General features: G+C 62.6%; 24 protein-coding genes. 14 read left to right on the top strand and 10 right to left on the bottom strand.

All coding sequences use genetic code 11. From position 1 onward, the window contains the following. The first annotated feature begins 106 nt into the window (after positions 1–106). Genes pheS through AC1RQ5_RS03395 form a run of 3 tightly spaced genes read left to right on the top strand, consistent with a single transcriptional unit; the run spans position 107 to position 4,355 of the window. Entirely contained in the window at positions 107–1,189 is a 1,083-nt protein-coding gene (pheS, locus tag AC1RQ5_RS03405) for a phenylalanine--tRNA ligase subunit alpha (protein WP_493197089.1), read from the top strand. Beyond that, a complete protein-coding gene (gene pheT / locus AC1RQ5_RS03400) occupies positions 1,186–3,591 on the top strand; it encodes a phenylalanine--tRNA ligase subunit beta (protein WP_493197088.1) in 2,406 nt (801 codons plus the stop codon). The genes pheS and pheT overlap by 4 nt, the downstream gene beginning before the upstream one ends. Beyond that, complete coding sequence (locus AC1RQ5_RS03395; RefSeq protein WP_493197087.1) at positions 3,588–4,355, top strand: sulfite exporter TauE/SafE family protein; 768 nt, start codon at positions 3,588–3,590, stop codon at positions 4,353–4,355. The genes pheT and AC1RQ5_RS03395 overlap by 4 nt, the downstream gene beginning before the upstream one ends. Here AC1RQ5_RS03395 and AC1RQ5_RS03390 read toward each other — a convergent pair. Beyond that, positions 4,352–5,770, bottom strand: coding sequence for a flavin monoamine oxidase family protein (locus AC1RQ5_RS03390; protein WP_493197086.1), 1,419 nt, complete (start codon positions 5,768–5,770; stop codon positions 4,352–4,354). The genes AC1RQ5_RS03395 and AC1RQ5_RS03390 overlap by 4 nt on opposite strands. A 194-nt stretch (positions 5,771–5,964) precedes the next feature. Between AC1RQ5_RS03390 and AC1RQ5_RS03385 the strand changes: the two genes are divergently transcribed. Continuing rightward, positions 5,965–6,837 carry a YiiX/YebB-like N1pC/P60 family cysteine hydrolase gene (locus tag AC1RQ5_RS03385; RefSeq protein ID WP_493197085.1) on the top strand — a complete coding sequence of 291 codons (873 nt, stop codon included), beginning with the start codon at positions 5,965–5,967 and terminating at the stop codon, positions 6,835–6,837. Positions 6,838–6,938: 101 nt separating this feature from the next. On the opposite strand, the gene AC1RQ5_RS03380 is transcribed toward AC1RQ5_RS03385, so the two are convergent. The 3 genes from AC1RQ5_RS03380 to AC1RQ5_RS03370 all read right to left on the bottom strand — a co-directional run bounded on the left by AC1RQ5_RS03380 (position 6,939) and on the right by AC1RQ5_RS03370 (position 10,266). Then, positions 6,939–7,790, bottom strand: a complete 852-nt coding sequence (locus AC1RQ5_RS03380) for a carbohydrate ABC transporter permease (RefSeq protein WP_493203288.1) — start codon at positions 7,788–7,790, stop codon at positions 6,939–6,941. Between the two features lie 26 nt (positions 7,791–7,816). Then, positions 7,817–8,689 (bottom strand): carbohydrate ABC transporter permease, encoded by an 873-nt coding sequence (locus tag AC1RQ5_RS03375; protein ID WP_398475854.1) that lies wholly within the window; start codon positions 8,687–8,689, stop codon positions 7,817–7,819. Positions 8,690–8,883: 194 nt separating this feature from the next. Next, positions 8,884–10,266: an ABC transporter substrate-binding protein gene (locus tag AC1RQ5_RS03370; protein WP_493197084.1), complete on the bottom strand. Its 1,383-nt coding sequence runs from the start codon at positions 10,264–10,266 to the stop codon at positions 8,884–8,886. A gap of 141 nt (positions 10,267–10,407) precedes the next feature. Here AC1RQ5_RS03370 and AC1RQ5_RS03365 point away from each other — a divergent pair, with 141 nt between their 5' ends. After that, complete coding sequence (locus AC1RQ5_RS03365) at positions 10,408–11,157, top strand: sulfate transporter family protein (protein ID WP_493197083.1); 750 nt, start codon at positions 10,408–10,410, stop codon at positions 11,155–11,157. A 141-nt stretch (positions 11,158–11,298) separates the two neighbouring features. Here the strand turns inward: AC1RQ5_RS03365 and AC1RQ5_RS03360 are convergent, their stop codons facing one another. Together AC1RQ5_RS03360 and nth are read right to left on the bottom strand one after the other, a co-directional pair. Beyond that, on the bottom strand, positions 11,299–13,068 hold the full coding sequence (locus tag AC1RQ5_RS03360) for a caspase family protein (RefSeq protein ID WP_493197082.1): 1,770 nt from the start codon (positions 13,066–13,068) through the stop codon (positions 11,299–11,301). Positions 13,069–13,279: 211 nt separating this feature from the next. Further along, positions 13,280–14,050, bottom strand: coding sequence for an endonuclease III (nth, locus tag AC1RQ5_RS03355; RefSeq protein ID WP_493203286.1), 771 nt, complete (start codon positions 14,048–14,050; stop codon positions 13,280–13,282). 22 nt (positions 14,051–14,072) lie between these two features. Between nth and AC1RQ5_RS03350 the strand changes: the two genes are divergently transcribed. Next, positions 14,073–14,588 (top strand): DUF2244 domain-containing protein, encoded by a 516-nt coding sequence (locus AC1RQ5_RS03350; RefSeq protein ID WP_493197081.1) that lies wholly within the window; start codon positions 14,073–14,075, stop codon positions 14,586–14,588. An 81-nt stretch (positions 14,589–14,669) separates the two neighbouring features. Further along, positions 14,670–15,554 carry a methylated-DNA--[protein]-cysteine S-methyltransferase gene (locus tag AC1RQ5_RS03345; protein ID WP_493197080.1) on the top strand — a complete coding sequence of 295 codons (885 nt, stop codon included), beginning with the start codon at positions 14,670–14,672 and terminating at the stop codon, positions 15,552–15,554. A 103-nt stretch (positions 15,555–15,657) separates the two neighbouring features. Here the strand turns inward: AC1RQ5_RS03345 and grpE are convergent, their stop codons facing one another. Together grpE and hrcA are read right to left on the bottom strand one after the other, a co-directional pair. Beyond that, positions 15,658–16,257 (bottom strand): nucleotide exchange factor GrpE, encoded by a 600-nt coding sequence (gene grpE, locus AC1RQ5_RS03340; RefSeq protein WP_398475839.1) that lies wholly within the window; start codon positions 16,255–16,257, stop codon positions 15,658–15,660. Between the two features lie 93 nt (positions 16,258–16,350). Continuing rightward, a complete protein-coding gene (hrcA, locus tag AC1RQ5_RS03335) occupies positions 16,351–17,439 on the bottom strand; it encodes a heat-inducible transcriptional repressor HrcA (protein WP_398475837.1) in 1,089 nt (362 codons plus the stop codon). Between the two features lie 154 nt (positions 17,440–17,593). Between hrcA and rph the strand changes: the two genes are divergently transcribed. The 3 genes from rph to hemW all read left to right on the top strand — a co-directional run bounded on the left by rph (position 17,594) and on the right by hemW (position 20,231). Then, positions 17,594–18,319: a ribonuclease PH gene (rph, locus tag AC1RQ5_RS03330; protein ID WP_493197079.1), complete on the top strand. Its 726-nt coding sequence runs from the start codon at positions 17,594–17,596 to the stop codon at positions 18,317–18,319. Positions 18,320–18,442: 123 nt separating this feature from the next. Next, positions 18,443–19,084 carry an RdgB/HAM1 family non-canonical purine NTP pyrophosphatase gene (rdgB, locus tag AC1RQ5_RS03325; RefSeq protein ID WP_398475833.1) on the top strand — a complete coding sequence of 214 codons (642 nt, stop codon included), beginning with the start codon at positions 18,443–18,445 and terminating at the stop codon, positions 19,082–19,084. Continuing rightward, positions 19,071–20,231: a radical SAM family heme chaperone HemW gene (hemW, locus tag AC1RQ5_RS03320; RefSeq protein ID WP_493197078.1), complete on the top strand. Its 1,161-nt coding sequence runs from the start codon at positions 19,071–19,073 to the stop codon at positions 20,229–20,231. Before rdgB ends, hemW begins: the two co-directional genes overlap by 14 nt. A gap of 131 nt (positions 20,232–20,362) precedes the next feature. On the opposite strand, the gene AC1RQ5_RS03315 is transcribed toward hemW, so the two are convergent. Then, a complete protein-coding gene (locus AC1RQ5_RS03315) occupies positions 20,363–21,592 on the bottom strand; it encodes a penicillin-binding protein activator (RefSeq protein WP_493197077.1) in 1,230 nt (409 codons plus the stop codon). Positions 21,593–21,793: 201 nt separating this feature from the next. Between AC1RQ5_RS03315 and rsmI the strand changes: the two genes are divergently transcribed. The 4 genes from rsmI (at position 21,794) to AC1RQ5_RS03295 (ending at position 25,300) form a co-directional block, all read left to right on the top strand. Continuing rightward, positions 21,794–22,720, top strand: a complete 927-nt coding sequence (rsmI, locus tag AC1RQ5_RS03310; protein ID WP_493197076.1) for a 16S rRNA (cytidine(1402)-2'-O)-methyltransferase — start codon at positions 21,794–21,796, stop codon at positions 22,718–22,720. Beyond that, entirely contained in the window at positions 22,713–23,123 is a 411-nt protein-coding gene (locus AC1RQ5_RS03305) for a YraN family protein (RefSeq protein ID WP_493197075.1), read from the top strand. Before rsmI ends, AC1RQ5_RS03305 begins: the two co-directional genes overlap by 8 nt. A 22-nt stretch (positions 23,124–23,145) precedes the next feature. Continuing rightward, positions 23,146–24,087 carry a glutathione synthase gene (gene gshB / locus AC1RQ5_RS03300; RefSeq protein ID WP_493197074.1) on the top strand — a complete coding sequence of 314 codons (942 nt, stop codon included), beginning with the start codon at positions 23,146–23,148 and terminating at the stop codon, positions 24,085–24,087. Between the two features lie 232 nt (positions 24,088–24,319). After that, the gene (locus tag AC1RQ5_RS03295) at positions 24,320–25,300 is read left to right on the top strand and encodes an MBL fold metallo-hydrolase (RefSeq protein WP_493197073.1); all 981 of its coding nucleotides are present in this window, start codon (positions 24,320–24,322) and stop codon (positions 25,298–25,300) included. Here the strand turns inward: AC1RQ5_RS03295 and AC1RQ5_RS03290 are convergent. Continuing rightward, complete coding sequence (locus AC1RQ5_RS03290; protein ID WP_493197072.1) at positions 25,287–26,393, bottom strand: diguanylate cyclase domain-containing protein; 1,107 nt, start codon at positions 26,391–26,393, stop codon at positions 25,287–25,289. The genes AC1RQ5_RS03295 and AC1RQ5_RS03290 overlap by 14 nt on opposite strands. Positions 26,394–26,496: the final 103 nt, after the last annotated feature.

Raw genomic sequence — 26,496 nt, 5'->3', positions numbered from 1 at the left:
ATTGGCGTCTTAAATCCCTGCAAAACCGTGCTGTAGAACGGCGCTCCCGAACTCCTTCGGGGACGACGACAGCAAGAGGCGCATGCCTCTTTGATCGAGGTTGCCGATGTCCGACCTGACGACGCTCCAACAACAGATTCTGGCCGATATCGCCGGTGCATCCGACGAAGCCGCACTCGAAGCCGTGCGCGTCGGCGCGCTCGGCAAGAAGGGCTCGATCTCCGCGCTGCTCGCGACGCTCGGCAAGATGACGCCGGACGAACGCAAGACCGAGGGTGCTGCGATCAATCTCGCGAAAGATGCCGTCTCGCAGGCGCTGGCCGCGCGCCGCGACGTGCTGAAGAGTGCTGCGCTGGATGCGCGCCTCGCGTCCGAGACCATCGATGTCACGCTGCCGCTGCGTGACGGACCGGCCGAACTCGGCCGCGTGCATCCGCTGAGTCAGACCTGGGACGAGCTGACCACGATCTTCGCCGATATGGGTTTTGCCGTCGCCGAAGGTCCGGATATCGAAACCGACGACTACAACTTCACCAAGCTGAATTTCCCCGAGGGCCATCCGGCCCGCGAGATGCACGACACCTTCTACTTCAATCCAAAGGAAGACGGCTCGCGCCTCTTGCTGCGTACCCACACCTCGCCGGTGCAGGTGCGCACCATGCTGAGCCAAAAACCGCCGATCCGCGTGATCTGTCCGGGCCGCACCTATCGCAGCGATAGCGACCAGACGCATACGCCGATGTTCCATCAGGTCGAAGGCCTCGTCATCGACAAGACCTCGCATCTCGGCCACCTCAAATGGATCCTGCAGGAATTCTGCAAGGCGTTCTTCGAGGTCGATCACGTCAATATGCGCTTCCGCCCGTCCTTCTTCCCGTTCACCGAGCCGTCGCTGGAAGTCGATATCCAGTGCCGCCGCGACAAGAACGAGATCCGTTTCGGCGAAGGCGAGGATTGGCTCGAAATTCTCGGCTGCGGCATGGTGCATCCGAATGTGCTGCGCGCCTGCGATATCGATCCCGATGTGTATCAGGGCTTTGCCTGGGGCATGGGTATCGACCGTATCGCGATGCTGAAATACGGCATGGCTGACCTTCGCCAGCTTTTCGAGGGCGATGTGCGCTGGCTCAACCATTACGGCTTCAAGCCGCTCGACATGCCGACTCTGGCCGGAGGACTGAGCACGTGAAATTCTCCCTCTCCTGGCTGAAGGATCATCTCGACACCGACGCAACGCTGGATCAACTGAGTGAAAAGCTCACCATGATCGGGCTCGAGGTCGAGCATATCGAGGACAAGGCAAAACTGCTGGCGCCGTTCACGATCGCCGAGATCGTGGAAGCCGTGCAGCATCCCAATGCCGACCGCCTGCGCGTCTGCACCGTCAATGTCGGTGAAGCCCAGCCGCTGCAGATCGTCTGCGGTGCGCCGAATGCACGTGCCGGACTGAAGACCGTGCTGGCGCGGCCCGGCACCTATATTCCGGGCAAGGACTTCACCATCGGCCTCGGCAATATCCGCGGTGTCGAAAGCCAGGGCATGCTGTGCTCGGCCGGCGAACTCGGCCTGCCCGATGCCATCGACGGCATCATCGAGCTGCCGGCCGATGCGCCGGTCGGCGCGGTGTATCCGGACTGGGCCAAGCTCGGCGATCCCGTCATCGAGATCAACCTGACGCCGAACCGCCAGGATTGCACCGGCGTTGCCGGCATCGCGCGCGATCTGGCGGCCGCCGATATGGGCGTGTTCAAGAATCCCGGCATCAAGCCGATCAAGGGTGAATTCCCGTGCCCGGTGAAGGTGACGGTCGAGGACGCAAAACTGTGTCCGGGCTTTGCGTTGCGCCTCGTGCGCGGCGTCAAGAATGGTCCGTCGCCGGAATGGCTGCAGAAGAAGCTGACCTCCATCGGCCTGCGCCCGATCAACGCGCTGGTGGACATCACCAACTACCTGACCTTCGATCGCGCCCGCCCGCTGCATGTGTTCGACGCCGCGAAGGTGAAGGGCGATCTGGTCGTCCGTCGTGCGAAGGATGGCGAGACGCTGCTGGCGCTTGATGGCAAGACCTACAAGCTCGACGACAAGATCTGCGTCATCGCTGACGAGCACGGCGTCGAATCGCTGGCCGGCATCATGGGCGGCGAGGCATCCGGCTGTTCGGACGACACCACCGATGTGCTGATCGAGTCCGCGCTGTGGAACGAGATCAACATCGCCCAGACCGGCCGCAAGCTCGGCATCAATTCGGATGCGCGCTATCGCTTCGAGCGCGGCGTCGATCCTGTCTTCATGGTGCCAGGCCTCGAACTCGCCACCAAGCTGGTGATGGAGCTCTGCGGCGGCACGCCGTCGGAGAGCATTGTCGTCGGCACGAGCTATGGCGAAGATCGCCTGATCGACTTCCCGATCGCTGAAGTGAAGCGCCTCGCCGCCATCGATGTGCCGTTCCCGGAAATGCGGATCATCCTCAACCGGCTCGGCTTCTCCGTCGCCGGCAATGGTCCCGTGGTGAAGGTCGCCGTGCCGTCGTGGCGCATGGACGTCACGGGGAAGGCGGACATCGTCGAAGAGATCATGCGCATTGTCGGCGTCGACAAGGTGCCGCTGACGCCGTTCCCGCGTGGCGATGCCCAGCGTAAGCCGGTGCTCACCCAGATCCAGCAGCGCACCCGTCGTGCCAAGCGCGGGCTGGCTGCGCGTGGCTTGGTCGAGGCCGTGACCTGGTCGTTCATCTCCAAGCCGCACGCGGAAGTGTTCGGCGGTGGCAAGCCGGAGCTCGCGCTGGCCAATCCGATCGCGGCCGATCTCTCGGACATGCGCCCGAGCCTGCTGCCGGGTCTGATCGCGGTGGCCCAGGCCAACGCCCATCGCGGGTCATCCGATCTCGCGCTGTTCGAAGTCGGCCAGATCTTCAAGGGCGACCGCCCGCAGGATCAGTTCATCGCAGCGAGCGGCGTGCGTCGCGGTCTCGCATCCTCGAACGGAACGGGTCGTCACTGGACCGGCGCCAGCGCCGCCAACGCGCTCGATGCCAAGGCCGATGCCTTCGCCGTGCTCGCCGCTGCAGGTGCGCCGATGCAGGCGCTGCAGATCGTTCCCGGCGGCGCCGACTGGCTGCATCCGGGCCGCTCGGGCACGATCCAGATCGGGCCGCAGAACATTCTTGGTCATTTCGGCGAGCTGCATCCACGCACGCTGGAAGCGCTCGGTGCCGATGGTCCGCTGCTGGCCTTTGAAGTGATCCTCGACCGCATTCCCGATGCCAAGCAGAAAGCGACACGCGCCAAACCGCTGCTGGAGCTCTCCGCCTTCCAGCCGGTGTCGCGCGATTTCGCCTTCATCGTCGATCGCAAGGTGAAGTCCGGCGATATCGTCAAGGCGGCGGCCGGCGTGGACAAGAAGCTGGTCACGGGTGTCACCGTGTTCGACATCTATGAAGGCAAGGGCATCGACGACGACAAGAAGTCGGTGGCCATCGCCGTGACCATCCAGCCGCGCGAAAAGACGCTGACCGATCAGGAGATCGATGCGGTGGCGGCGAAGATCGTGGCTGAGGTGACCAAGAAGACAGGCGGCACGTTGCGCGCATGATCAATGGATTGGGCCTCGCGCAATATTCGACAGCGTCGCTCACCGTCATCGCCGTGACCGCTTTCATCGCCGGGCTCGCACGCGGATTTTCCGGGTTCGGCTCGGCGCTGATCTTCATCCCGCTCGCCTCCAGCGTCGTTGGCGCAATCGTGGCATCGCCGCTGCTGTTGCTGATCGACTTTCTGACCACGCTGACGCTGATCCCAAATGCGGCGCGGCGCGCCGACAAACGCGACGTCAGCATCATCTCGCTCGGCGCGCTGATCGGCGTGCCGCTCGGCACCATGGCGCTTGCTTGGGCTGATCCGCTCACGGTGCGTTGGGGAATCGTTGTCCTGATCGTCGCGTTGCTCGCATTGCTGATCTCGGGCTGGCGCTATCCTGGCAAGCCGACTGTGCCCGTCACGATCAGCGTGGGCGGCCTCGCCGGCTTCTTTGGCGGACTGGCGCAGCTCGGCGGTCCGCCTGTGGTGCTTTACTGGCTGCGCGATGCCGCCGTCGCCGCAGTCGTCCGCGCCAATATCATTCTTTATTTCGCGATTGCCGACGTGCTGATCATCATCAGCTACACGATCGGCGGCCTGTGGAGTTCGGCGATCCTTGGACTTGCAGTAATCACCGGCCCGCTTTTCGGCCTCGGCCTCTGGATCGGCTCAAAACTGTTCGGCAAGGCCAGCGACGAGCTGTTTCGCAAGATCTGCTACACGCTGATTGCAGTATCTGCGCTGGTCAGCCTGCCGCTGTTCGACGGGCTGTTTCGCTAATTCGCACCAAATCCACCCGCACTGCTCGATTGCGGCGGCGCGCGGCGTTTCTGTTTCTTTGCAGGCTTTGGCTCGGCCTCCGGATCCTTCACTCCGCCGATCCGCTTCAGCGCTGCATCCGCTGCGCGTTCGCCGGTTTCCCAGGCGCCATCGACGGTGCCATACAAGGTCTCGTGCGTCGCTTCGCCGGCGATGAAGAGATTGCCTATCGGCTCGGCCAATACGCGCCGCGACGCCTGGCCGCCAGGCACTGCCGCAGACATGGCGCCGAGAATGAAAGGTGACGCATCCCAGCGCGTGACCTTGCTGCGCTGGATCGCAGCCTTCACATCGCTGCCGAACAGTTTTGTCAGCCACTCCGTCGCAAAGCCCGTCATCGCGGCTTCGCCCTGCGCCGCAAGGGTTCGGCCGAATGAGCCGGCGACATCGACCGTGCATAGCGATGAGCCGTTGATATTGGCAAACAGCGCGCCGGTGCGCGTGCTCGTGCTCTGCTCGATCATCAATTCATCGCGACCAAGGCCGAGCGGATTGCCCTTCAACTCGAGCGCGATGCGATCGTAACTGCCAAGCGTGAGTTTGGACGCGGCATCGAGCTGGCGCTTCGGCAATTCCGGCGTGAATTTGATGACCCCCGCATTCAGCACATTGCTCGACACGGTGACGATCACCGCACGCGCCGCAACGCGCCCTGCTGCCGTCTCCACGCCGATATCGCGGCCGCTCCAGGTGACACGCGTGGCCGGCGTCGACAGCACGACCGGCACGCTCTCGCCGAGCTTCGCCATCAACGCACCGAGCCCCTGCCGCGTCGCGACCGAGATGGCGCGGTCTTCGGCGCGCGATTGATCCAGGGTCGAAAGGTCCTTGAGATCCTTGCCGGTCGCATAGGCGCCAAGCCCGAAATCGACAGTGCCGGCCCAATCACCGAGATCCTTCGGCAGCACGGCCGCGCAGGAGATATCGCCACGGCGTGCAGCATCGTCGATCGCGCGGGTGGCGCGCACGAAGGTCGCAAGCAGCTCCTCGGTTTCCGCCGCACGCGCATTGCGGCGGCCGATGCGCAGTTTCTGGCTTGGCGAGGGGGCGACATCGATACCGCCACCGCGCGCGAGCTTCACCAGCGCATTGGTCTCCGGCGTATGCAGCCAGCGGGCGCCGAGATCGAGCGGAACATCGAAAGTTGAACTGTCGGTCGCGCAGCGGCCGCCGATCTGTGCCGAGGCTTCCAGCACGATGACCTTGCGCCCTGCCGCCTGAACGCGGCGTGCCGCTGCAAGCCCGGCAGCACCCGCGCCGATCACAACTACGTCAGCATCGCGCGGCAATGTCGCAGCCTGCGCCCTTGCGCCGAACCATGGCGCAAGCGTCAATCCAGCCGACGCTGAGAGAAATGCGCGGCGAGAGAAAGTCATGACATGGTTTCCGAAAGTGCAACTGGCATGAGAACGTCCCGCGAACTTTGCAGTATTCGCCTGCGCACAGCAACCCTCATGGTGAATCCCGCGTTGATGTCGCAGCTCACGCATGAACCAAATGGCAATGGCTGGCGTCCATGATGAAGGCAGGGACAAAGCGGTCGATACGAACCGCAACCGGGGTCAGCGTCATGGGCATCATGCTCGATACGGTCGGGAAACTGATCGCCAAATATCTGCAGAAGGAAGTGCCGGGTTACGAACCGTTTACGCCCAGCGATCCCGAGCGTCTGCACGATGTCATCCAGGAAGGCGACGTGCTGCTCGTCGAGGGCAACAACCGCGTCTCCGGCATCATCAAATATCTCACCCAGTCGACCTGGTCGCATGCAGCACTCTATGTCGGGCCGATCGACGGCGCCGTGGAGCCGAATGGCGAGCCGCATGTGCTGATCGAGGCGAATATCGGCGAGGGCGTCACCACCGCGCCGCTATCAAAATATTTTGCGTTCCACACGCGGCTTTGTCGCCCGGTCGGCCTGTCCTATGAGGATCGCACCACGGTCTGTCGCTACGCCATCAACCGCGTGGGCTTCGGCTACGACACCAAGAATATTCTGGACCTGATGCGCTTCCTAATCCCGCTGCCGATCCCGCAGCGCTGGCGACGGCGGATGATTGCGATCGGCTCCGGCGACCCGACCAAGATCATCTGTTCGGCCCTGATCGCCCAGGCTTTCGAAGCGGTGCGCTATCCGATCCTGCCAAAAATCACCCGCGCCGGCAGCCGGCAGGCGCGGCGCGAGATCCTGCATATTCGCCATTCATCGCTGTATATGCCGCGCGATTTCGACATCTCGCCTTATTTCGAGGTGGTGAAGCCCACCATCGAGCTTGGCTTTGACTACACGACGCTGCATTGGGCCGACAAACCAAAGCCGCTCCGGGAGGTGGCGGGCTCGGTCGATCCATTTCCAGGACCTGTCGAAGCACCGGGATTCGCGGCGGAAGCCGCGAGCAACGAAGCGATGGTTCCGCAAGCGATGAGGCAGGTGGCGGCGTGAGACCGTAGGGCGGATTAGCGAAGCGCAATCCGCCGCGGCGTTTCCACCATGCATTCGGCCGGCGGATTACGGCTTCGCCTGATCCGCCCTACATCACTGGATCACGACTTGACCGCACCCGCAGTGAGCCCGCCCACCATGTAGCGTCGAAACGCGTAATACACCGCGGCTGGCGGCAGCGCGTAGATGAAGCCGGTGGTCATCAGCAATTCCCACGGCGAGTCGTCGGCAGCCAGAAAGTTGCCGAGCGCGACGGGCAGTGTGATCTCGGTGTCTTTCGAGAGTAGCAGGAACGCATAGAGATACTCATTCCAGGCTAGCAGCAGCGCATAGGTGCCGACGGCCACCAGCGATGGCAGCATCAGCGGCACATAGACCATGCGAAACAGCTGCAGCGGCGTGGCGCCGTCCATGATGGCGGCTTCATCCAGCTCGACGGGCAGTTTATCCGACGCCTGTTTCAGCACCCAGATGGCATAGGGCGAGGCGATGGTGACCATCGCCAGGATCAGCGACCAGTGATTGTTGAGCAGGCCGTAATTGCCCATGGTGCGATACATCGGCACCGCGAGGAATGCGGCGGGGATGAAATAGGTGAACAGCGCGAGATTCATCACCGTGCGGCCGCCGCGAATGCGGAGGCGTGAGATGGCGAAGGCGGCCATCGTGGCGATCACCAGCGTCAGCGCGCCAACCGCGACGGCGATGACTACGGAGTTGCCGAACTGGACCCAGAAGTCACGCAGGAAGTAGTGCTGCTGGTTGAACACGACGCGAAAGTTCTGCAGCGTCGGATGATCGGGCCACAGCTTGCCGGCGAAGGCATCCTGCTTCGGCGAAATCGCGAACAGGAACATGTGATAGATCGGGATCAGCGTCCAGATCAGCACGGGAATGCCGATCAGCAGCAGTTTGGCTTCATTGCCGATCTCACGCAGCGTGGGCATACGCATCGTCGAGGCTTTGATCGCTTGGGCCTTCATCGCGAGAGCCTCTTCATCATGAAATAGACGAGCGGCAGCACCAGCGGCATCGCGCAGACGATGGACGCCATTGCGAGATCGAGCTGGTCGAGCCGGAGATAGCGGATGCCGAGCGTCGCCAGCACATGGGTGAGATCGGCGGGCCCGCCACCCGTGAGCAGATAGACGCTGTTGAAATCACCGAGCGTCCAGATCATCGAAAGCAGGGTGCAGGTCAGATATAGCGTCTGCATCGACGGCCAGGTGATGAAGCGGAATTTCTGCCACCAGCTGGCGCCGTCCACATCGGCGGCCTCGAACATGTCGGTGGAGATGGCGAGCCGCCCGGTCATCAGGATCAGCGTCCAGAACGGCAGCGACTTCCAGATATGGACCATGATTGCCAACGTCAGGCCGATGGCAGGATCGTTGAGCCAGTTGGGGCCGTCATCGCCGGTGAACTTGAAGATCAGATTATTGATCACGCCCCATTCGGGATTGAACATGAAGCGCACCGACAGGATGGTCGGGATCGACGGCACCGCCCAGGGCAGGATGAACAGCACCGACAGCCAGCGGATCCAGGTGCGCGTCTGCACAAAGAAGCCGGACAGGAAGAGGGCGATCAGCATCTTCACATTGATGCCGATGATCAGGAAGATCAGCGTGTTGACGACCGCGCGCGCGAAAACGGGATCGTTGTACAGCGCGACATAGCTGGCGGGATGCCGCGCCAGCCAGAGGCCATAGCTGATCGGATAGACCACGAAAGCGAGGAAGACGAGGATATAGGGCGCGAGCATGAGAATGCCCCAGACCTGCGGGGTCGAGAACCGCGCGGAGAGGGGACGGGAGGTGGTGGAAGGCGTGGTGTAGGTGATCGCCGTCATGCAGCGCTTCCGATCGATAAATTGAGTTTCAGTTGACGCAAGGCGACGGCCTCACGTCCCCTCACCCCGCCCTTGCGGGGAGAGGGTCAGGGAGAGGGGTGTCTCCGCGAACTCGGAGCAAGCGGATAGACCCCTCTCCCGATCGGCTTCGCCGCTCGACCTCTCCCCGCAAGAGCGGGGCGAGGTAAGAAAGATCAGCCCGCGATTTCCTTGATCCGTGCGATCAGCTCATCCACGGCCTTCTCCACCGGCACCTTCTCGCTGACCACGCGGTTCATGGCCTTGGCCCACACATTCTCGTTGTTGAGAATGGTGAACTTGTAGTTCTTGGTGAAATCGAACGGCGTGGTGCCGCCCATGAACTGGGTGTAGACCGCCTTGCGATGCTTGTCGGCCTGCCAGAATGGCGAGGCCTGACCCGCCTTGGTCACCGGAAACCAGCGGCCCAGCGCGCCTTCCACATAAGGCTGCAGGTTCTCCTCCTCGAGCAGGAACTTGACGAATTCGCGTGCGCCGGCCTTGTTCTTCGATTGCGAGAAGATCATGCCGGTCTTCACGTCCGAGCGATACTTGATCGGCGTGCCATCCGGCTTCAGCGGGAAAGATGCGGTGATGATCGTGTCTTCATACGCCTTCTTGCCGGCCGCGCGCTGCTCGGGCGTCAGCGTCTGGTTCTGCGAATCCTCGAACCACTTTGCCGCGATCGAGATCGTGAAATTGTGGGTCATGATGATGCTGCGATTGTGGAAGGCGACATTGTTGTCGGGATCCTTCCACGTGGTCGAGGACGGTGGCGTACAGCCCTTGACATAAGTATCGGTGTAATCGCGCAGCGCCCCGATCAGACCCTCCTTCACCTTCGGATCGTCCACCGTCAGCTTGCCGTCGTCATCCACCAGCTTGACGTTATAGGCATCGATGAAGGTGTAGAACGACTGCAGCGAGTCCGTGGACTCCACGCCCATCGGCTGGCCGACGCCATAGGCACGGCTGCCCGAGGCCTTGCGATAGGCCGGCTGCACCTTGTCGCACCAGAACGACCAATAGCCCTTCCAGTCCTTCGGAATGTCCTCGACCTTGAAGCCGGCCTGCTGGAGCATGTCGCTCCAGATTTCCACATGCATGGACTGCTGCTTCAGCGGGAAGCCGTAATAGCCCTTCTTCTTGGTCTGGCCGTTCATCAGCAACGCGGTTTCCACCGTGTTGGGCGCGAACTTGTCCATCATCGGCTTGAGAACATCCGTGATGTCCTCAAGCTTGCCTTCAAAAGCCCATTTGCCGGAGGCCTGAACGTCATAAGTGTCGGCATAAGCGACATCGGGCGGCGTGCCGGAATCCAGCGCAGCCACCGTTTTCGGGATCATGTCCTGAATGGCGTATTGGGAGAGCTCGACCTTGATCTTGGTCTTCTCTTCGAACTTCTTGATTGCCGCCAGCAGCGATTCATCTTCGGATTTGTAAAAGCCCTTGCTGAACCAGACAGTGATGCTCTGCTGGGCGAAGGCAGGCGCCGCGCTCAGGAAAAATCCGGAAGCGGCAGTCGCAAACAAAAGCGCACGGGTACCCTTGGTGATCAAGACATCGTCCTCCCTGGTGATCTTTTTGGGGGAGACTACCCCTTTCTATTTATCCGTCCAGTGAAGAAGTGGATGTTGCGCTGCACTTGTCTGACAACTTTGCAGTTGTTACGTGTTCGTGATTGCAAGGAGAAAAATCGAATGCTCGCCGCGGCCTTCAAGGCGCTCTCGCAAATTTTGTCGCCACCGATGCGCAGCATCCTGTGGAAGTCGATCGGCATGGCACTGGTGTTCATCACCGTGCTGGCGATCGGCATGCAGCGTTTCCTGAACTGGGCCGCCACCGCCGGTGGCGTCTGGGCCGAGGGTATGGTGGGCTCGGACTATCACAGCATGGTCTCGGTGCTGACCTGGATCCTGTCCATCGCGGCCGGGCTCAGCGTGGTTGCCGGCGCGATCTTCCTGATGCCGGCGATCACTTCATTGGTGGCCAGCATTTTTGTCGATGATGTCGCCGATATCGTCGAGCGCGAGCATTATCCGGCCGAACGCCCAGGCACCGCGCTGCCGCTCGGCAACGCAATCTTCGAGGGCGGCAAGACGGCATTGCTGACGATCGGCGTCTATCTGATCGCATTGCCTTTCGTGTTGTTTGCCGGCATCGGCTTTCTCATTTTCTTCATCGCCACCGCGTGGCTGCTTGGCCGTGAATATTTCGAACTGGCCGCGATGCGCTTCCGCTCGCCTGCCGAAGCCAAGGCGATGCGCCGGCAGCATTCAGCCACCGTGTTCACGGCCGGACTGTTCATCGCCGCCTTCGTGTCGATTCCGATCGTCAATCTCGCCACGCCGCTCTTCGGCATGGCGTTCATGGTTCACATGCATAAGAGGCTGAGCGGGCCACGGCCGGAGCTGATCGAGCCGGAGCGGGTGAAGGCGCCGGTTGCGTAGAATTTCAGTACTCCTCCCTCATCCTGAGGAGCGCGCAGCGCGCGCGTCTCGAAGGATGGCCGCATACTCCTGAGCCAAGCCATCTCATGGTTCGAGACGCCCGCCAATTGGCGGGCTCCTCACCATGAGGGGCAGAGGCTCCTACTTCGCCGCCACGAAGTAAAAATCCTGCCGCCCCGAGATCGAGCCATAGCTGAACGGCTTCTGCTTGCGCTTCGTCAGGTCCATCACGTCGTCGCGCACATAATCGAACAACCGGCGCACCTCGAGGCCGGGCGTTGGCAGGTTCTTCACCAGTGCCGTGGCGAACGGGCTGTTGGCACCGGCGCCATCGAGCGCAACTTCGCCATCCTTGGCGGCATAGACGACCATCGTACCGGCTTCTGGCTCGACCGCAGCCAAGCCCTGCGAGGTCGAGCGCGAGGCCACTTCCAGCGTGCGCTTCATCTTGTTGGCGAACGGATTATTGCGACAGGCATCGAGGATGACGAGACGCAGTTTCTTGGCCCGCTCGGCGGCATTGAGGATCTGTCCGAGCGGCACCGCCTCGAATTCGATGTCGCGATCGACAGTGATGCGCGCATCGACGGGAATGAGATAGTTCACGCCACCGACTTCCATGCCATGGCCGGCATAATAGACGACCGCCCAGTCCGCCGCCTCGGCCTGCACGGCGAATTCGCGCAGCGCCGTCATCAGCGCATCCTTGCGCAGGTCGGTGAGGACGGTGACCGTGGAGAAGCCGGTTTTCTTCAGCGTATCCGCCACCAGCGCGGCGTCGCGCCTTGGATTGGTCAGGGCCGACACGCTGCTATAGGCGGAATTGCCGATCACCAGCGCGATACGGCGATCACCCGGCCCCAGCGGCAATGTTGCCGTCGGTGCTGCAGCGGCGATCACCGGCGCGACCGCAGCCGGTCCGCTGGCGGCGGGCGGCGCTGCCGAAGGCGCAGTCGGCACGGTGGATGCGATCGTGGGAATTTTGATCGACGATGGCGGTGTTGAGGTCGATGGGACAGCGGATGGCGCAGTGCTGGTGCCATCCAGTGCTGCCAGCCGCTCGCGTGCCTTGTCGCGCGCCCATTTTCCGTTGGCATATTTCTCCGGCAAGGTCAGCGCGACGGTGAAGTCGTTGCGCGCCAATGCCGGCTTGCCGAGCGCCTCCTGCGCCAGTCCGCGATTGGCATAAGCAGCGCCGAATGACGGATCGAGCTTGATGGCTTCGGAGAGATCCGTGATGGCGCGATCAAACTGCTTTTTTTTCAGCAGGATGTTGCCGCGATTGTTGCGAGCCAGCGCATCGCGCGGATCGATACGAATGGCGTCGCCATAATCAGCGATGGCCCGATCGTCATCGCCTTTGACGCCGTAGACAAAGCCGCGATTGCGATAGGCAAAACCATTCTTCGCATCAAGGCGGATCGCATCACTGAAATCGGCGATGGCGCGGTCGCCGTCACCGCGGACGCGATGGAGATCGCCGCGGCTGGTGAAGCCCGCGACATTGCGCGGATCGATGCGTATCGCTTCGCTGTAGTCGGACAGAGCGAGATCGAGATCATTCTTGGCCGCATAGGCCTTGCCGCGGCTGACATAGGCATCCGCATAGCGCGGATTGAATTCGATCGCGCGGCTGAAATCGGTCAGCGCGAGCGCGACGTCGGAAGGCGCAGCGCTGCGGCTCCAGCGGTTCATGAACTTGATGCCGCGATTGCGATAGACGATGGCGCGGTCATTGCCGCGATAGCGACCGGATGTAACCTGCCGATCGCAGGCAGCAATCTCGCCGTCAAAATCCTGGCCGGGATAGATGCAGGCGCGCTTGTCGCTCTCGAAATCGGCGTAAGCGGGTGTGATCGACGGGCTGGCAATGACGAAAGACGCAATCAGCAGCAATATGGCCTTGAACATCCATTTCTCCCAATTGCCGCATTGTGGGTTTGGCAATGTGATGAAAATGGGTCGAAAGCGGGTGAGGGCCGGGTTCCATCATGTACTCTTCCCCTCATGGTGAGGAGGCGCGAAGCGCCGTCTCGAACCATGAGATGGCGTGGCTCTGAGTCCGCGGCCATCCTTCGAGACGCGCGCTTTGCGCGCTCCTCAGGATGAGGACGCGGCGAAGTTACGCCACCGTCTTCTCCGGCCACCGACACAGATCGTTGATCAAGCACACCTCACAGCGCGGTTTTCGTGCCAGGCACGTGTAGCGTCCGTGCAGGATCAGCCAGTGATGCGCATGCAGCATGAACTCGTCGGGAATGACCCGCTCAAGCTCCAACTCCACATCCAGCACATTCTTGCCCGGTGCCATATTGGTGCGGTTGCCGACGCGAAACACATGCGTGTCCACCGCCATCGTATGTTCGCCAAACGCCATGTTGAGCACGACATTGGCCGTCTTGCGCCCCGCCCCCGGCAGCGACTCCAGTTCCGCACGGGTGCGCGGCACCACGCCACCGAATTCGCGGATCAGCTTCTCCGACAACGCAATGACGTTCTTCGCCTTGGTGCGATAGAGGCCGATGGTCTTGATATAGTCGCGGACCGTCTCCTCGCCGAGATCGATCATCTTCTGCGGCGTATCGGCGATGGGAAACAGCGCGCGCGTGGCCTTGTTGACGCCGGCATCCGTGGCCTGCGCCGACAGCACCACGGCGACCAGCAGCGTATAGGGATTGAGATGTTCGAGCTCGCCCTTGGGCTCGGGGTTGGACGTCTGGAAGCGTGAAAAAGCTTCATGAATCTCGGCAGCCGTCCAGCGCTTGAGCTTCGTCGTCTTCGGCTTGACAGCCTTTTTGACGACTTTGGCCTTCGCCACCGCCTTCTTCGCCACAGCGGCTTTTGCAACGGAGGTCTTCGCGCGGGCGGCAGGCTGGCGGGTGATTTTCGGCATCAGGGGGATATAGTGGGCGCCGATGACAGAGGGCAACGACTTTCACGAAGCCGAGCCGAAGCTGTTCACCGCGCTGCTGCGTCCGCACCGCGCGCTGAGCCGCAAGGGCTTTCTCGTGCTGATGGCCTGCCTCAGCGTCGTGTCATTTGGCGCCGGCATGGTGTTTCTCTGGATGGGTGCCTGGCCGGTATTCGGCTTTTTCGGCCTCGACGTGCTGGCGATCTATGTGGCGTTCAGGATCTACGACCGCCGCGCCAGGGCGACGGAGGAGATCACCGTCACCCCTTCGGAAATCCGTGTCCGCCGCGTCAGCCCGCGCGGCGATGTGGTGGAATGGGCGTTCAATCCGCTCTGGGTCCAGGTGGATCGCGTCGAGCATGCCGAATTCGGCATCGAACAGCTGTTCCTGGTCTCGCGCGGCCGCCGCGTGTCGATTGCGCGGTTCCTTGGCGCCGAGGAAAAGGCGAGTTTCCTCAGTGCGTTGCTGGACGCCCTGCAGGACGCCCGGCGCGGCCCGAGCTACAATCCGGTGACATGATGGCTGATCTGGAATCGGGTGGTTTGCAGGCGCTGCGAGGCCTAGATCCGCAGCATGATGAATTTTGCCAGAGACATTGCGATGAATGACCATCGCCCCCTCAAGCCGGGCCTGCGGGATGCGGCCCTGCGCGATTACGACAGTGTGCGCCGCGCCATCGGCTTCATGCACGGGCAATGGAAACACCAACCCAGCATCGAGGACGTCGCCGATGCCGCCAGCGTGACGCCGGACGAGCTGCACCACCTGTTCCGCCGCTGGGCTGGCCTCACGCCAAAGGCCTTCATGCAAGCGCTGACACTGGACCACGCCAAGGGCCTGCTGCGCGATTCCGCCAGTGTGCTGGATGCGGCGCTGGATTCCGGCCTGTCAGGACCGAGCCGGTTGCACGACCTTTTCGTGACCCACGAGGCGATGTCGCCGGGTGAATGGAAGACCGGCGGCGCCGGCATGGAGCTGCGCTATGGCTTCCATCCCTCGCCCTTCGGCACCGCCATCGTGATCGCCAGCGATCGCGGCCTTGCGGGGCTGGCCTTTGCCGACGCCGGCGAGGAGCAGGCGGGCTTTGCCGACATGGCACGCCGTTGGCCGGCCGCGCGGATGATCGAGGATATGGAGGCCACGGCGCCATTGGCGCGGCGCATTTTCGACAACAAACTCTGGCGCCCCGATCAGCCGTTGCGCGTGGTGCTGATCGGCACGGATTTCGAGGTCCGGGTCTGGGAGACGCTGTTGAAGATCCCGATGGGTCGCGCCGTCAGCTATTCGGACATCGCCTGCAAGATCGAGAAGCCCACAGCTTCGCGCGCCGTCGGCGGCGCGGTGGGGCGTAACCCGATCTCCTTCGTAGTCCCATGCCACCGCGCCATGGGCAAATCCGGCGCGCTGACGGGCTATCACTGGGGGATTACGCGAAAACAGGCGATGATCGGCTGGGAAGCCGGGCAGGTGGGCTCGAACAGCTAAGCTCTTTCTGTCGTCACCCGACTTGATCGGGTGACCCAGTACCCACTGCACGGACTGAGTTTGCTGGATCGCCCGGTCGAGCCGGGCGATGACAGATGGAGCGTTACTCGCTCGCAGCCGGTGCAGCCTTGGCGCCGCCCTTCGACACGCCGACCAGCGCCGGGCGCAGCACGCGCTCGCCGATGGTGTAGCCGGCCTGCACGACCTGCACCACGGTGCCCGAAATCACCGACGCATCCGGCACTTCGTACATCGCCTGATGGAAGTTCGGATCGAACTTCTCGCCGGTCGGATCGATCTTCTTCACGCCATGCTTTTCCAGCGCGCTGAGCAGCGAGCGCTCGGTGAGCTCGACGCCCTCGATAAACGCCTTAAGGCCAGCGTCAGCCGATTCCTTCGCATCCGCCGGCACGGCATCGATAGCGCGCTGCAGGTTGTCGGCGATATCGACGATGTCCCCGGCAAATTTCGAGACGCCATAGACCCGCGCGTCGGCGACTTCCTTCTGGGTGCGCTTGCGGAGATTTTCCATCTCGGCCAGCGTACGCAGCGTGCGGTCGCGCGCATCCGCGGCTTCCTTCTGCAGGGCCTCGACGGAATTCGGTTCCGGATCGTCGGGCATGACATAGGGCTTCGAGACCACCGGCTCGGCGGCCGCGGCCGTCTTGTCGTGGTTGTCGTTCTGCCCGTTGGACTCAGTCATGACTCTGCCTTCTCGAAACACGCTCAATGGGGTGGGGTTGCTGACCCCGGATATGTTGGTTTACCGGGCAAAAATCAAGCTGAACCGGGCCGATCAGCCGCCCAGCATGCGGCTGACGATACGGGCTGCGTAATCCACCATGGGAATGACGCGGGCATAATTCAGCCGCGTCGGCCCGATCACGCCCAACACACCCACAATATGGCCTGCACCGTCACTATAAGGCGCAATAATGGTGGACGAGCCGGACAGCGAGAACAGCTTGTTCTCGGAACCGATAAAGATGCGGACGCCCTCGGCGCTCTCCGCGCGGCCGAGCAGATCGACCACCTCGCGCTTGGTTTCCAGATCCTCGAACAGCAGGCGGACGCGTTCCAGATCCTCCAGCGCGTGCAGATCTTCCAGCAGATTGGCCTGCCCGCGCACGATCAGCTGGCGATCGTCGCCATTGCCGCCGGACCACGAAGCAAGGCCAGCTGCGATGACTTTCTGCGTCAGCTGGTCGAGCTCGGCCTGGTTCTGCTTGAGCGTGGTTTCGAGTTCGAGCCGCGCTTCGGCAAGGGTGCGACCGCGAATGCGGGCATTGAGGAAATTCGAGGCTTCGGTGAGCGCGGAAGAAGGCACGCCGGGCTGCAGCGTCAGCACGCGGTTTTCGACCTGGCCGTCTTCGGAGACCAGCACGACCAGCGCCTTTTCCGGCTCCAGACGCACGAATTCGATGTGTTTCAGCCGCGCATTCGACTTGGCGGTGAGCACCACCGCGGCCGCGCGGCTGAGACCGGAGAGATGCGTCAGCGCCTCGCCAATGGCGGCTTCGACGGATTGCGAGCGACCAACCGACGAGAGCTGTTGCTGGATCGACTGCCGCTCCGGCTCCGTGAGATCGCCGACCTGCATCAGGGCATCGACGAAGAAGCGCAGGCCCAGTTCGGTCGGCAAACGTCCGGCCGAGGTATGCGGCGCATAGATCAGGCCGAGTTGCTCCAGATCCGACATCACATTGCGCACCGAGGCCGGCGACAACGGCACGGTGATCAGGCGCGAAATGTTGCGCGAGCCCACCGGTTCGCCGGTGGCCAGATAGCTCTCGACGATCTGGCGAAAAATCTCGCGCGACCGCTCATTGAGCTGGGCAAGCCCGGCTCGTGGCGAAATCAGGCCGATGGGATCGTGATGCGCCAATGGAGCACTCCTTCCGTCCCAATTTGTCGTCGCGGGCGCCCGGATACAAGCACCTTCGCGCCTGCGGAACCCCGGCTGCCCTTGCCGCTGCCGCCCGGCCCCCCTAAAAGCTCGGCCAACAGACACTATCGGAACATTTGGAAGGATTTTTCTCATGCGGCCAAGCCGTCGTGCGCCCGATGAATTGCGCGCTGTGTCGCTGGAACGCGGCGTCGTCAAATATGCCGAAGGCTCCTGCATGGTGAAATTCGGGGACACCCATGTGCTGGTCACCGCCACGCTGGAAGAACGCCTGCCGCCATGGCTGAAGGGCCAGGGCCGCGGCTGGGTCACGGCTGAATACGGCATGCTGCCGCGCGCCACGCTGGAACGTACCCGCCGTGAAGCCGCCGCCGGCAAGCAGGGCGGCCGCACCGTCGAGATCCAGCGCCTGATCGGCCGCTCGCTGCGCGCCGCGGTGGACCTCGAAGCGCTCGGCGAGCGCCAGATCACCATCGATTGCGACGTGATCCAGGCCGATGGCGGCACCCGCACGGCGTCGATTACCGGTGCCTGGGTGGCGCTGGCCGATTGCATCGCCTGGATGAAAAGCCGCAACATGTTCAAGAAGCACACCGCGGACAAGGTGCTGCGCACCAATATCGCGGCGATCTCCTGCGGCATCTACCAAGGTACTCCGGTGCTCGATCTCGATTACGCCGAGGATTCCGAGGCGGATACCGATGCGAATTTCGTCATGACCGGCGACGGCCGCATCATCGAGATCCAGGGAACCGCGGAGAAGGAGCCATTCACCCAGGACGAGCTGATGAAGCTGCTGGCGCTGGCCCAGCAGGGCGTCGGCAAGCTGGTGGATTTGCAGAAGATGGCGGTGGCGTAAAACTCTGTCGTTCCGGGGCGCGCGCAGCGCGAACCCGGAACCTTGTATTGAGATTCTCCACTTCGAGATTCCGGGGTCGCGCTATGCGCGCCCTGGAATGACAGTTTCGAGCTATAGTATCCCATGACTCAACATCGTCGAATCACCGGCAAGCTCGTGATCGCCACGCATAATCCCGGCAAGCTCGCCGAGATGCGTGATCTGCTGGCGCCCTATGGCATCGAGGCGGTGTCAGCCGGCGAACTCGGCCTCGCAGAACCCGATGAGACCGGCGACACCTTCAAGGCCAATGCGGCGATCAAGGCGATTGCCGCCGCCAATGTCGCGCAGCTGCCCGCTTTCGCGGATGATTCCGGCCTGGTCGTCGATGCGCTCGATGGCGCACCCGGCATCTATTCGGCGCGCTGGGCCGGCGAAACAAAAGACTTCAACGCGGCGATGACGCGGATCGAGCGTCTGTTGCAGGAGCGCGGCGCGACCACGCCCGACAAGCGCACCGCGCATTTCGTCTCCGCACTCTGCGTCGCATGGCCCGACGGCCACCTTGAAGAGGTCGAGGCCCATGCCCATGGCACGCTGGTCTGGCCGCCGCGCGGCACCGCCGGCTTCGGCTATGATCCGACCTTTCTTCCTGACGGCCATGAGCGCACTTACGGCGAAATGACCGCGGTGGAGAAGCACGGCCTGCCGCCACTCGGCCAGGGCCTCTCGCATCGTGCAAAGGCCTTCGTAAAGCTCGCGGAGATTTGCCTTGAGCAACGCTGACGCACAGCAGGACGCTTTCGGCGTTTATGTGCATTGGCCGTTTTGCCTGTCGAAGTGCCCGTATTGCGACTTCAACAGCCATGTGCGGCATCAGCAGATCGATGAAGAACGATTTGCCCGCGCTTTTGCGCGCGAGATCGAGACCACTGCCGCGCGGATTCCGAACCGCACGGTGACGTCGATCTTTCTCGGCGGCGGCACGCCGTCGCTGATGAAGCCGCAGACGGTCGGCTCGATCCTCGATTCGATCGCGAAATACTGGAAGGTGGATTCCGCCGTCGAGGTCTCGATGGAAGCAAATCCGACCTCCGTCGATGCCACGCGCTTTCACGGCTATCGCGCGGCCGGCGTCAATCGTGTGTCGCTCGGCGTGCAGGCACTCGACGATGCCTCGCTGAAATCGCTGGGACGCTTGCATAGTGCGCGCGAAGCGCTCGATGCCGTCGCCATCGCGCGCAGCGCGTTCGATCGCTACTCGTTCGATCTTATTTATGCACGACCGGACCAGACGCCTGAGATGTGGACCAGCGAGCTCAAGCTCGCCATCTCGGAAGCCGCCGAACATCTCTCGCTGTATCAGCTGACCATCGAGGAAGGCACGCCGTTCTTCGGCCTGCATGCCGCCGGCAAGTTGAAGACGCCGGAAGAGGGCCTCTCGCGCATTCTGTATGACGTGACGCAGGAGGTCTGCGCGCAACACGGCCTGCCCACCTACGAGATTTCAAACCACGCGCGGCCGGGCGCCGAGTGCAAACACAATCTCGTCTACTGGCGTGGCCAGGAATATGCCGGCATCGGGCCGGGCGCCCATGGCCGCATCGATATCGACGGCATCCGTCATGCCACCTCGACGGAGAAACGTCCGGAGACGTGGCTGATGCGTGTCGAAGGCACCGGCCATGGTGTGACACTGGATGAGAGCCTCAACAGCGAAGAGCGCGCCGACGAATATCTGCTGATGGGACTGCGGCTGGTCGAAGGCATCGATCCCGCGCGTTATGAAGCGCTGTCGGGCCGTCCGTTCGATCCCAAGCGGGTGGAGAATCTCTGCGAAGAGGGCGCCATCGTGATCGAGAACGGTCGCCTGCGCGTAACGCAGGAGGGATTTCCAGTGCTCGATGCAGTGGTGGCGGATCTCGCGGCGTAACAAGTCGTCCCCGCGAAGGCGGGGACCCATACACGCTGGAGAATTTGGACGACACCGTCGTCGCCTCTATGCCGTTTCAATCATAGGCTCGGAGGCTATGGGTCCCCGCCTTCGCGGGGACGACATCGGAATTACGTCCCGAAACTCTTCGGCGAACCCGCCACCGGCTGACCGCCGCCCGACGCCACCTTCATGACAGCCAGCCCGCGATCATTGCCGCCGTCCTGACGGAAACGGAACAGCCCATCGATTCCGGCAAAGCCGGATTGATTGGTGAGCACCTCCGGCGTGAAGCGCTGACCACCTTGCGTCCGCGCGAGGGCCGCGACCAGCGCCACCGCATCATAGGCCAGCGTGGCCGTGCGGACGGGATCATTGCCATACTTCGTCCGATAGCGACCGGAGAACGCGCGAAATCCGGCCGGATCAGGCGCGGCATACAAACCACCCTGCATCGACGCGCTGTTGAACACCCGCGGATTGTCCCACAAGCCGGTGCCGAGCAACTGCACATTGCGGAGATTGGCGCCAGCGGTGACCAGCGCATCCGCCGTGGCCACCACCGCATCGCCGTCATCGGCGAGCAGCAGCGCATCGGCCCCCGTCAGTTGCGCGGCAATGTTCTTCGCCGCATTGCTGCGGTCGCTGCCATAGCGCTCGAATGCGACGACGCGCGCACCCTTGCGTGCCACCGCCTGCTTGAATGCGACCTCGACCACGTTGCCATAGGCATTTTCCGGCAGCATCGCCGCAAAGGAGCGCTTGCCGGTGCTGACGGCATAATCGACGATCCGATTGACGTCGGATTCGGGCAGGAAACTCAGCAGATAGACGCCGCGCCCCGCCACGCTCGAATCGGTGGAAAATGCGATCACCGGAATGTTGCGCGCCCGCGTGAGCTGTGCCACCGCCGGCACCGACACTGCAAATAGCGGCCCGAGAATGATCTCGGCGCCTTCGTTCAGCAGCTGCTGGGCCGCCTGCTGCGCGCCGGCGGCGCTGCCCGCATCGTCCTTGATCAGAAGCTGGATATTCGGGTTCTGGAATTCGGCATAGGCCATCTCCGCCGCATTCTTCATCGACTGCGCAGCAAGGCCGGCATTGCCGGCGGCCGATTGCGGCAGGATGAGCCCGACCTTGACGCCCCCGGTGCCGATCGCCTGCGGCTGCTGCGCGGGCCCGGCGGGACCCGGTGGCTGCTCGTTGGCGGGCCCCGTGCTGTAATTATTGGTGAGCGTTTGCTGCAGGCCCGAACAGGCTGCCAGCAAGGGCGAACCGAGCAGGAGACCGAGGCCTGCTTTCACGGCCGTTCGCCGGGAGGGGCCCGGACGTGCAGTTTTCGGATCGAACGGATCGGCCATCGCTTCTCTTCTTCTCGGCCGGCATGCCGGCGCACTCCCAGTCTATATCGGGAGCGTGGATTCAGACATACTGTTCGGGATTAGTTAACCGAAACAAAAGGTTTATATTTGGCGCAGCGCCAGACAAGGTCTCCGGTAACGGGGAACGACGGCCGAAAAACGACTGTCCCTCTTTGCCGCGTTTCCCTCTAGATTGCTCCCATGCGTGCTGACCCAATAACCTCCGAATCCAATGTCCCGAAACGGACTTTTACGGTGTCCGGCCATGTGCTGACGGCGCCAAAAGCCGCGCCGGGCCTGCATCTGGTGGCGACGCCGATCGGCAATCTCGGCGACATCACCCTGCGCGCGCTCGAAGTGCTCGCGGGGGCTGATGTGATCGCCTGCGAGGACACCCGCATTTCGCGCCGTTTGATGGAGCGCTACGGGATCGCCGCCGATCTCAAACAATATCACGAGCATAACGCCGAAGCGGCGCGGCCGAAAATTCTCGCCAAACTTGGGGAAGGCGGATCGATCGCGCTGATCTCGGACGCCGGCACCCCGCTGATTTCCGATCCTGGCTTCAAGCTGGTGCGCGAAGTGACCACGGCCGGCTTCGATGTGTTCGCCCTGCCGGGTCCATCCTCGGTGCTGACGGCGCTTGCCGTCTCGGCACTGCCGACGGATCGTTTTTTCTTCGAGGGTTTTTTGCCCTCGAAGCAGGTGGCGCGTCGCACCCGGATCGAGGAACTGTCCCGCATCGACGCCACCATCGTGATGTTCGAATCCGGCAATCGCGTGCAGGAGATGCTCGGCGACCTCGCCGACATCGTGGGCCAGCGCGACGTGGCGATCTGCCGCGAACTGACCAAGCTGCATGAAGAAATTTCACGCGGCCCTGTTGCTGAACTCGCGCGGACTGCGGATCAGCTGGAGACGCGCGGCGAATTCGTCGTCGTGCTCGGGCCGCCTGCAGCCGATGCGCAGGCGATGACCGATGACGATCTCGACGCCTTGCTGCGCACATCTCTGCAGCGCGACAGCGTCAAGGATGCCGTCGCGCATGCGGTCGAATTGTCCGGCCGGCAGCGCCGCGCCGTCTATGCCCGCGCGCTCGAACTCGCCAGGGAGACCGGCGATGGTTAAGCCCAGGGAGATGTCGGCGCCCGGCCGCAGCAAGGCGCCGTCGCCCCAGCGCGTGGCTGCTTTCGCCGCAGGTCTTTCTGCGGAAAGCCGCGCCAGCGCGATGCTGCTCGCAAAAGGCTATCGCATCCTCGCCCGCCGCTTCCGCACGCCCCATGGCGAGATCGATATCGTGGCGCGCAAGCGCAACCTGATCGCTTTTGTCGAGGTGAAGGCGCGCGAGACCCTCGATGACGCCGCCTATGCCGTTACCCCGCAGCAGCAGGTGCGCATCAGCAATGCCGCGCAAGGCTGGCTGATGACGCATCCCGAACATGCGGATTTCGACATGCGTTTCGACGTCATCCTGATTGCGCCAAAGCATCTGCCACGCCATCTGTTAGCGGCATTCGACGCCGCCTCCTGACGCTTCACTCCGGAATGATCCCATGACCCTGAACATCGCCGTCCAGATGGACCCCATCGCCCGCATCAACCACAAGGGCGATTCCACTTTTGCGATGCTGCTGGAGGCGCAGAAGCGCGGCCACCGCCTGTCCTACTACACGCCGGACAAGCTCTCCTTGCGCGGCAATGACGTGGTGGCGCCGGTGCAGCCGCTGGAAGTCCGCGACGTCGAGGGCGACTACTTCACGCTAGGCGAGCCCGAGCGCGTCAACATGGAAAGCTTTGACGTCGTATTGCTGCGGCAGGACCCGCCTTTCGATCTCGCTTACATCACATCCACACATCTGCTCGAACGCATCCATCCGAAGACGCTGGTGGTGAACGACCCCGCCTCCGTGCGCAACGCGCCGGAGAAGATCTTTGTGATGGGCTTCAACGACCTGATGCCGCCGACGCTGATCTCGCGCGACAAGGACGAGATCAACGCGTTTCGCGCCGAGCATGGCGCCGTGGTGATGAAGCCGCTGCACGGCCATGGCGGCGCCGCCGTCTTCCGCGTGCTGCCGCAGGACATGAACTTTGGCTCGCTCTATGACCTGTTCTCCGTGACCTTCAAGGAGCAGTGGGTGATCCAGCGCTTCCTTCCCGAAGTGAAGCACGGCGACAAGCGCATCATTCTGGTGGACGGCGAATTCGCGGGCGCCGTCAACCGCGTGCCGGCCGAAGACGACCTGCGCTCCAACATGGTGCGCGGCGGTGCGGCGAAATCCACCGAGCTGTCGCCGCGCGAGCGCGAGATCTGCGAACGCGTCGGCCCGGCACTCCGCGAGCGCGGGTTGCTGTTCGTCGGCATCGACGTGATCGATGGTAACCTCACCGAAATCAATGTGACCTCGCCCACGGGCATCCGCGCCATTGCAAAACTTGGCGGCCCGGATGTCGCGGCGCGCATCTGGGATGTGGTCGAGGCGAAGCGGACGTAATACGCTGTCCTGTAGGATGGGTTGAGCGCAGCGATACCCATCACCACCAGCGCCAGATCCGATGGGTATCGCTACGCTCAACCCATCCTACGATTTCATCGCAACTGCGAGATATGTCCTCCACGCTTTTGCTTGCCAGTCCGCACCGACGGGCGCAGCATGGCTGCGCACGCTCATCCAATCGAGCGGCCCGTCACCATGACGGCTAACAAAAGCATAGTTGGAGGAACGCATGACTTCAGACGTCTCGCGACGTTCGCTGCTCGCGCTCGGTGCAGGGCTCGGCGCAAACCTCATCGCTCCCGGCCTGATCGGCAGCGCATCGGCCAAAGCGCCGAAGCTCGGCACCCAGGCGCCCTACTTCCATCGCTTCACCTTCGGCGACGCCGAAGTCTCTGTCGTCTCCGACGGGCCGCTACCGCTCGGCGATCCCTCGGGCACCTTTGTCGGCGTGCCGAAGGAAGACGTGCAGAAAATGCTGACGGACAATTTCCTGTCGCCCAGCAATGTCATCCTCGAACAGAACGTGCCGATCGTGAACATGAATGACAAGCTCATCATGTTCGACACCGGCATGGGCACATCGAAACTGTTCGGGCCCACCACCGGCCGCCTGCAGAAGAGCATTGCCGAAGCCGGGATCAAACCGGCGGATATCGACGCCATCGTCTGCTCGCATGCGCATATCGATCATATCGGCGGCATCGTCGATGAGAACGACAAGCCGCTATTTCCGAATGCACAGGTCTATATCAGCGAGGAGGACTTCAAGTTCTGGACCGACGAAGGCAAGCTGGGCTCGCCGCTGAAGGACTTCGTCGTCCATGCGCGCAAGAACCTGATGCCGGTGAAGGACCGTCTCGTCTTCTTCAAGGATAATCAGGAATTCCTGCCCGGCGTCACCGCCATGCATGCGCCCGGCCACACCTTCGGCCACCACATGTTCATGATCACCTCGGCAGGCAAGTCATTCGCCTTCCTCGGCGATCTCACGCATCATCAGGTCTTGCTGCTCGAAAAACCACGGATGGAATTCTCGTATGATTCCGATCCGAAGATGGCGGCAGCCTCGCGCGTGAAAATGCTGGACATGCTGGCGGCGAACAAGACCGCCGTGATGTCCTATCACTTCGCCTGGCCGGGCTATGGCCATGTGGTGAAGGCCGGCGATGGCTTCCGCTATATCGCGGAGCCAATGATCATGAACCTGTAAGCGCACGAAACGCCGGCGACAATCCTGCGGCGGTGGACGCCGCGGGATTGTCCAGCAATCGGTCCGCGCCTGCGGGCAAACCGCCGGTCAGCGCGGAAATGCCGGCCTTGTGGATGCGGAACGTATTGCGGCCGGCCTTCTTGGCCGCGTAGAGCGCGGCATCTGCCATGATATTGAGCTGCGCCGACGGCGTGTGATTGTCCGCCAATGCGATGCCCACGGACGCACCGATCTTCAGCTGATGCCCGCGATACTCCATGGGATAACCGAGATGCGCGATGATCGCACGCGCGGCGTCTGATGCTTCCGCAAGCCGCGCGTCAGGGCCGAGGAGCACGGCGAATTCATCACCGCCGATCCGTGCGACGAGTTCGGCATCCGGACAGACATCGCGGATGCGTTCTGCCGCGTGTTTCAAGCATTCGTCACCGGCAGCATGGCCGAGGCTATCATTGACCGGCTTGAATTCATCGAGGTCGATCAGCAGCAATGCGCCGAACGGGCGTTGTGACGATGCATGATCCAGCACGGACAACCGCGTCTGAAACTGGCTGCGATTGGCGAGACCAGTGAGCACGTCGAATTCAGCGAGATAGCGCGTGCGATCGGCCAGGATCTTCTCTTCCGTGATGTCCTGCTTCATGCCGAAAATGCGAACAGGGACCCCATCGACGGACTCGACGGTCGCCGTGATCCTGATCCAGCGCCGGATGCCCTTGAAGCTGATGATTTCGGCATCGAGCGTGAAGCCGGTGCGATCCTCGATCGCCTTGTTGCGCCGCTTGGTCAGTTCGCGAACGGATTCTTCCGGGTAACATTTCAGTGTCGCGCCACGTTCCGGCATCACGCCGCGCGGCAGATCGAAAATGTCATAAACCACATCGGTCCAGGTCAGCGTTTCGCTCGGCAATTCGCATTCCCAGACGCCGATGCGCGCGGCGGCCGAGGCACGGTCGAAGATCTTCTGGCTATGGGCGAGTTTTGCAGCTTGCTGCGCGAGCTCGGCGTCCTGAGCCGCAATCTTCGCCCGCAAAGCGGCGAGCTGCTCGGCGTCGTCGGAAACAATGGTTTGCCTGGACGGGCACTCTGACATGCGGCGGAGACTCGGACTTCATCGTCACTAGATTCTTGTCATGCTTCGCATGGCGGAGTTTATGATTTGCTGCAAGCCGATCAATAACCCTCGCGACGATGTG

It is taken from the genome of Tardiphaga sp. GW821-FHT12E02, from assembly GCF_058807155.1.
Note: the sequence above shows the minus strand (reverse complement) of the source record. Positions and strands in the feature narration are given on the sequence as shown.

Coding starts and splice junctions, on each gene's coding strand:
- pheS (WP_493197089.1), top strand. CDS start 107: ATGTCCGACCTGACGACGCTCCAACAACAGATTCTGGCCGATATCGCC.
- AC1RQ5_RS03395 (WP_493197087.1), top strand. CDS start 3,588: ATGATCAATGGATTGGGCCTCGCGCAATATTCGACAGCGTCGCTCACC.
- AC1RQ5_RS03390 (WP_493197086.1), bottom strand. CDS start 5,770: ATGACTTTCTCTCGCCGCGCATTTCTCTCAGCGTCGGCTGGATTGACG.
- AC1RQ5_RS03385 (WP_493197085.1), top strand. CDS start 5,965: ATGGGCATCATGCTCGATACGGTCGGGAAACTGATCGCCAAATATCTG.
- AC1RQ5_RS03380 (WP_493203288.1), bottom strand. CDS start 7,790: ATGCGTATGCCCACGCTGCGTGAGATCGGCAATGAAGCCAAACTGCTG.
- AC1RQ5_RS03375 (WP_398475854.1), bottom strand. CDS start 8,689: ATGACGGCGATCACCTACACCACGCCTTCCACCACCTCCCGTCCCCTC.
- AC1RQ5_RS03365 (WP_493197083.1), top strand. CDS start 10,408: ATGCTCGCCGCGGCCTTCAAGGCGCTCTCGCAAATTTTGTCGCCACCG.
- AC1RQ5_RS03360 (WP_493197082.1), bottom strand. CDS start 13,068: ATGTTCAAGGCCATATTGCTGCTGATTGCGTCTTTCGTCATTGCCAGC.
- nth (WP_493203286.1), bottom strand. CDS start 14,050: ATGCCGAAAATCACCCGCCAGCCTGCCGCCCGCGCGAAGACCTCCGTT.
- AC1RQ5_RS03350 (WP_493197081.1), top strand. CDS start 14,073: ATGACAGAGGGCAACGACTTTCACGAAGCCGAGCCGAAGCTGTTCACC.
- AC1RQ5_RS03345 (WP_493197080.1), top strand. CDS start 14,670: ATGAATGACCATCGCCCCCTCAAGCCGGGCCTGCGGGATGCGGCCCTG.
- grpE (WP_398475839.1), bottom strand. CDS start 16,257: ATGACTGAGTCCAACGGGCAGAACGACAACCACGACAAGACGGCCGCG.
- rph (WP_493197079.1), top strand. CDS start 17,594: ATGCGGCCAAGCCGTCGTGCGCCCGATGAATTGCGCGCTGTGTCGCTG.
- rdgB (WP_398475833.1), top strand. CDS start 18,443: ATGACTCAACATCGTCGAATCACCGGCAAGCTCGTGATCGCCACGCAT.
- AC1RQ5_RS03315 (WP_493197077.1), bottom strand. CDS start 21,592: ATGGCCGATCCGTTCGATCCGAAAACTGCACGTCCGGGCCCCTCCCGG.
- rsmI (WP_493197076.1), top strand. CDS start 21,794: ATGCGTGCTGACCCAATAACCTCCGAATCCAATGTCCCGAAACGGACT.
- AC1RQ5_RS03305 (WP_493197075.1), top strand. CDS start 22,713: ATGGTTAAGCCCAGGGAGATGTCGGCGCCCGGCCGCAGCAAGGCGCCG.
- gshB (WP_493197074.1), top strand. CDS start 23,146: ATGACCCTGAACATCGCCGTCCAGATGGACCCCATCGCCCGCATCAAC.
- AC1RQ5_RS03295 (WP_493197073.1), top strand. CDS start 24,320: ATGACTTCAGACGTCTCGCGACGTTCGCTGCTCGCGCTCGGTGCAGGG.
- AC1RQ5_RS03290 (WP_493197072.1), bottom strand. CDS start 26,393: ATGTCAGAGTGCCCGTCCAGGCAAACCATTGTTTCCGACGACGCCGAG.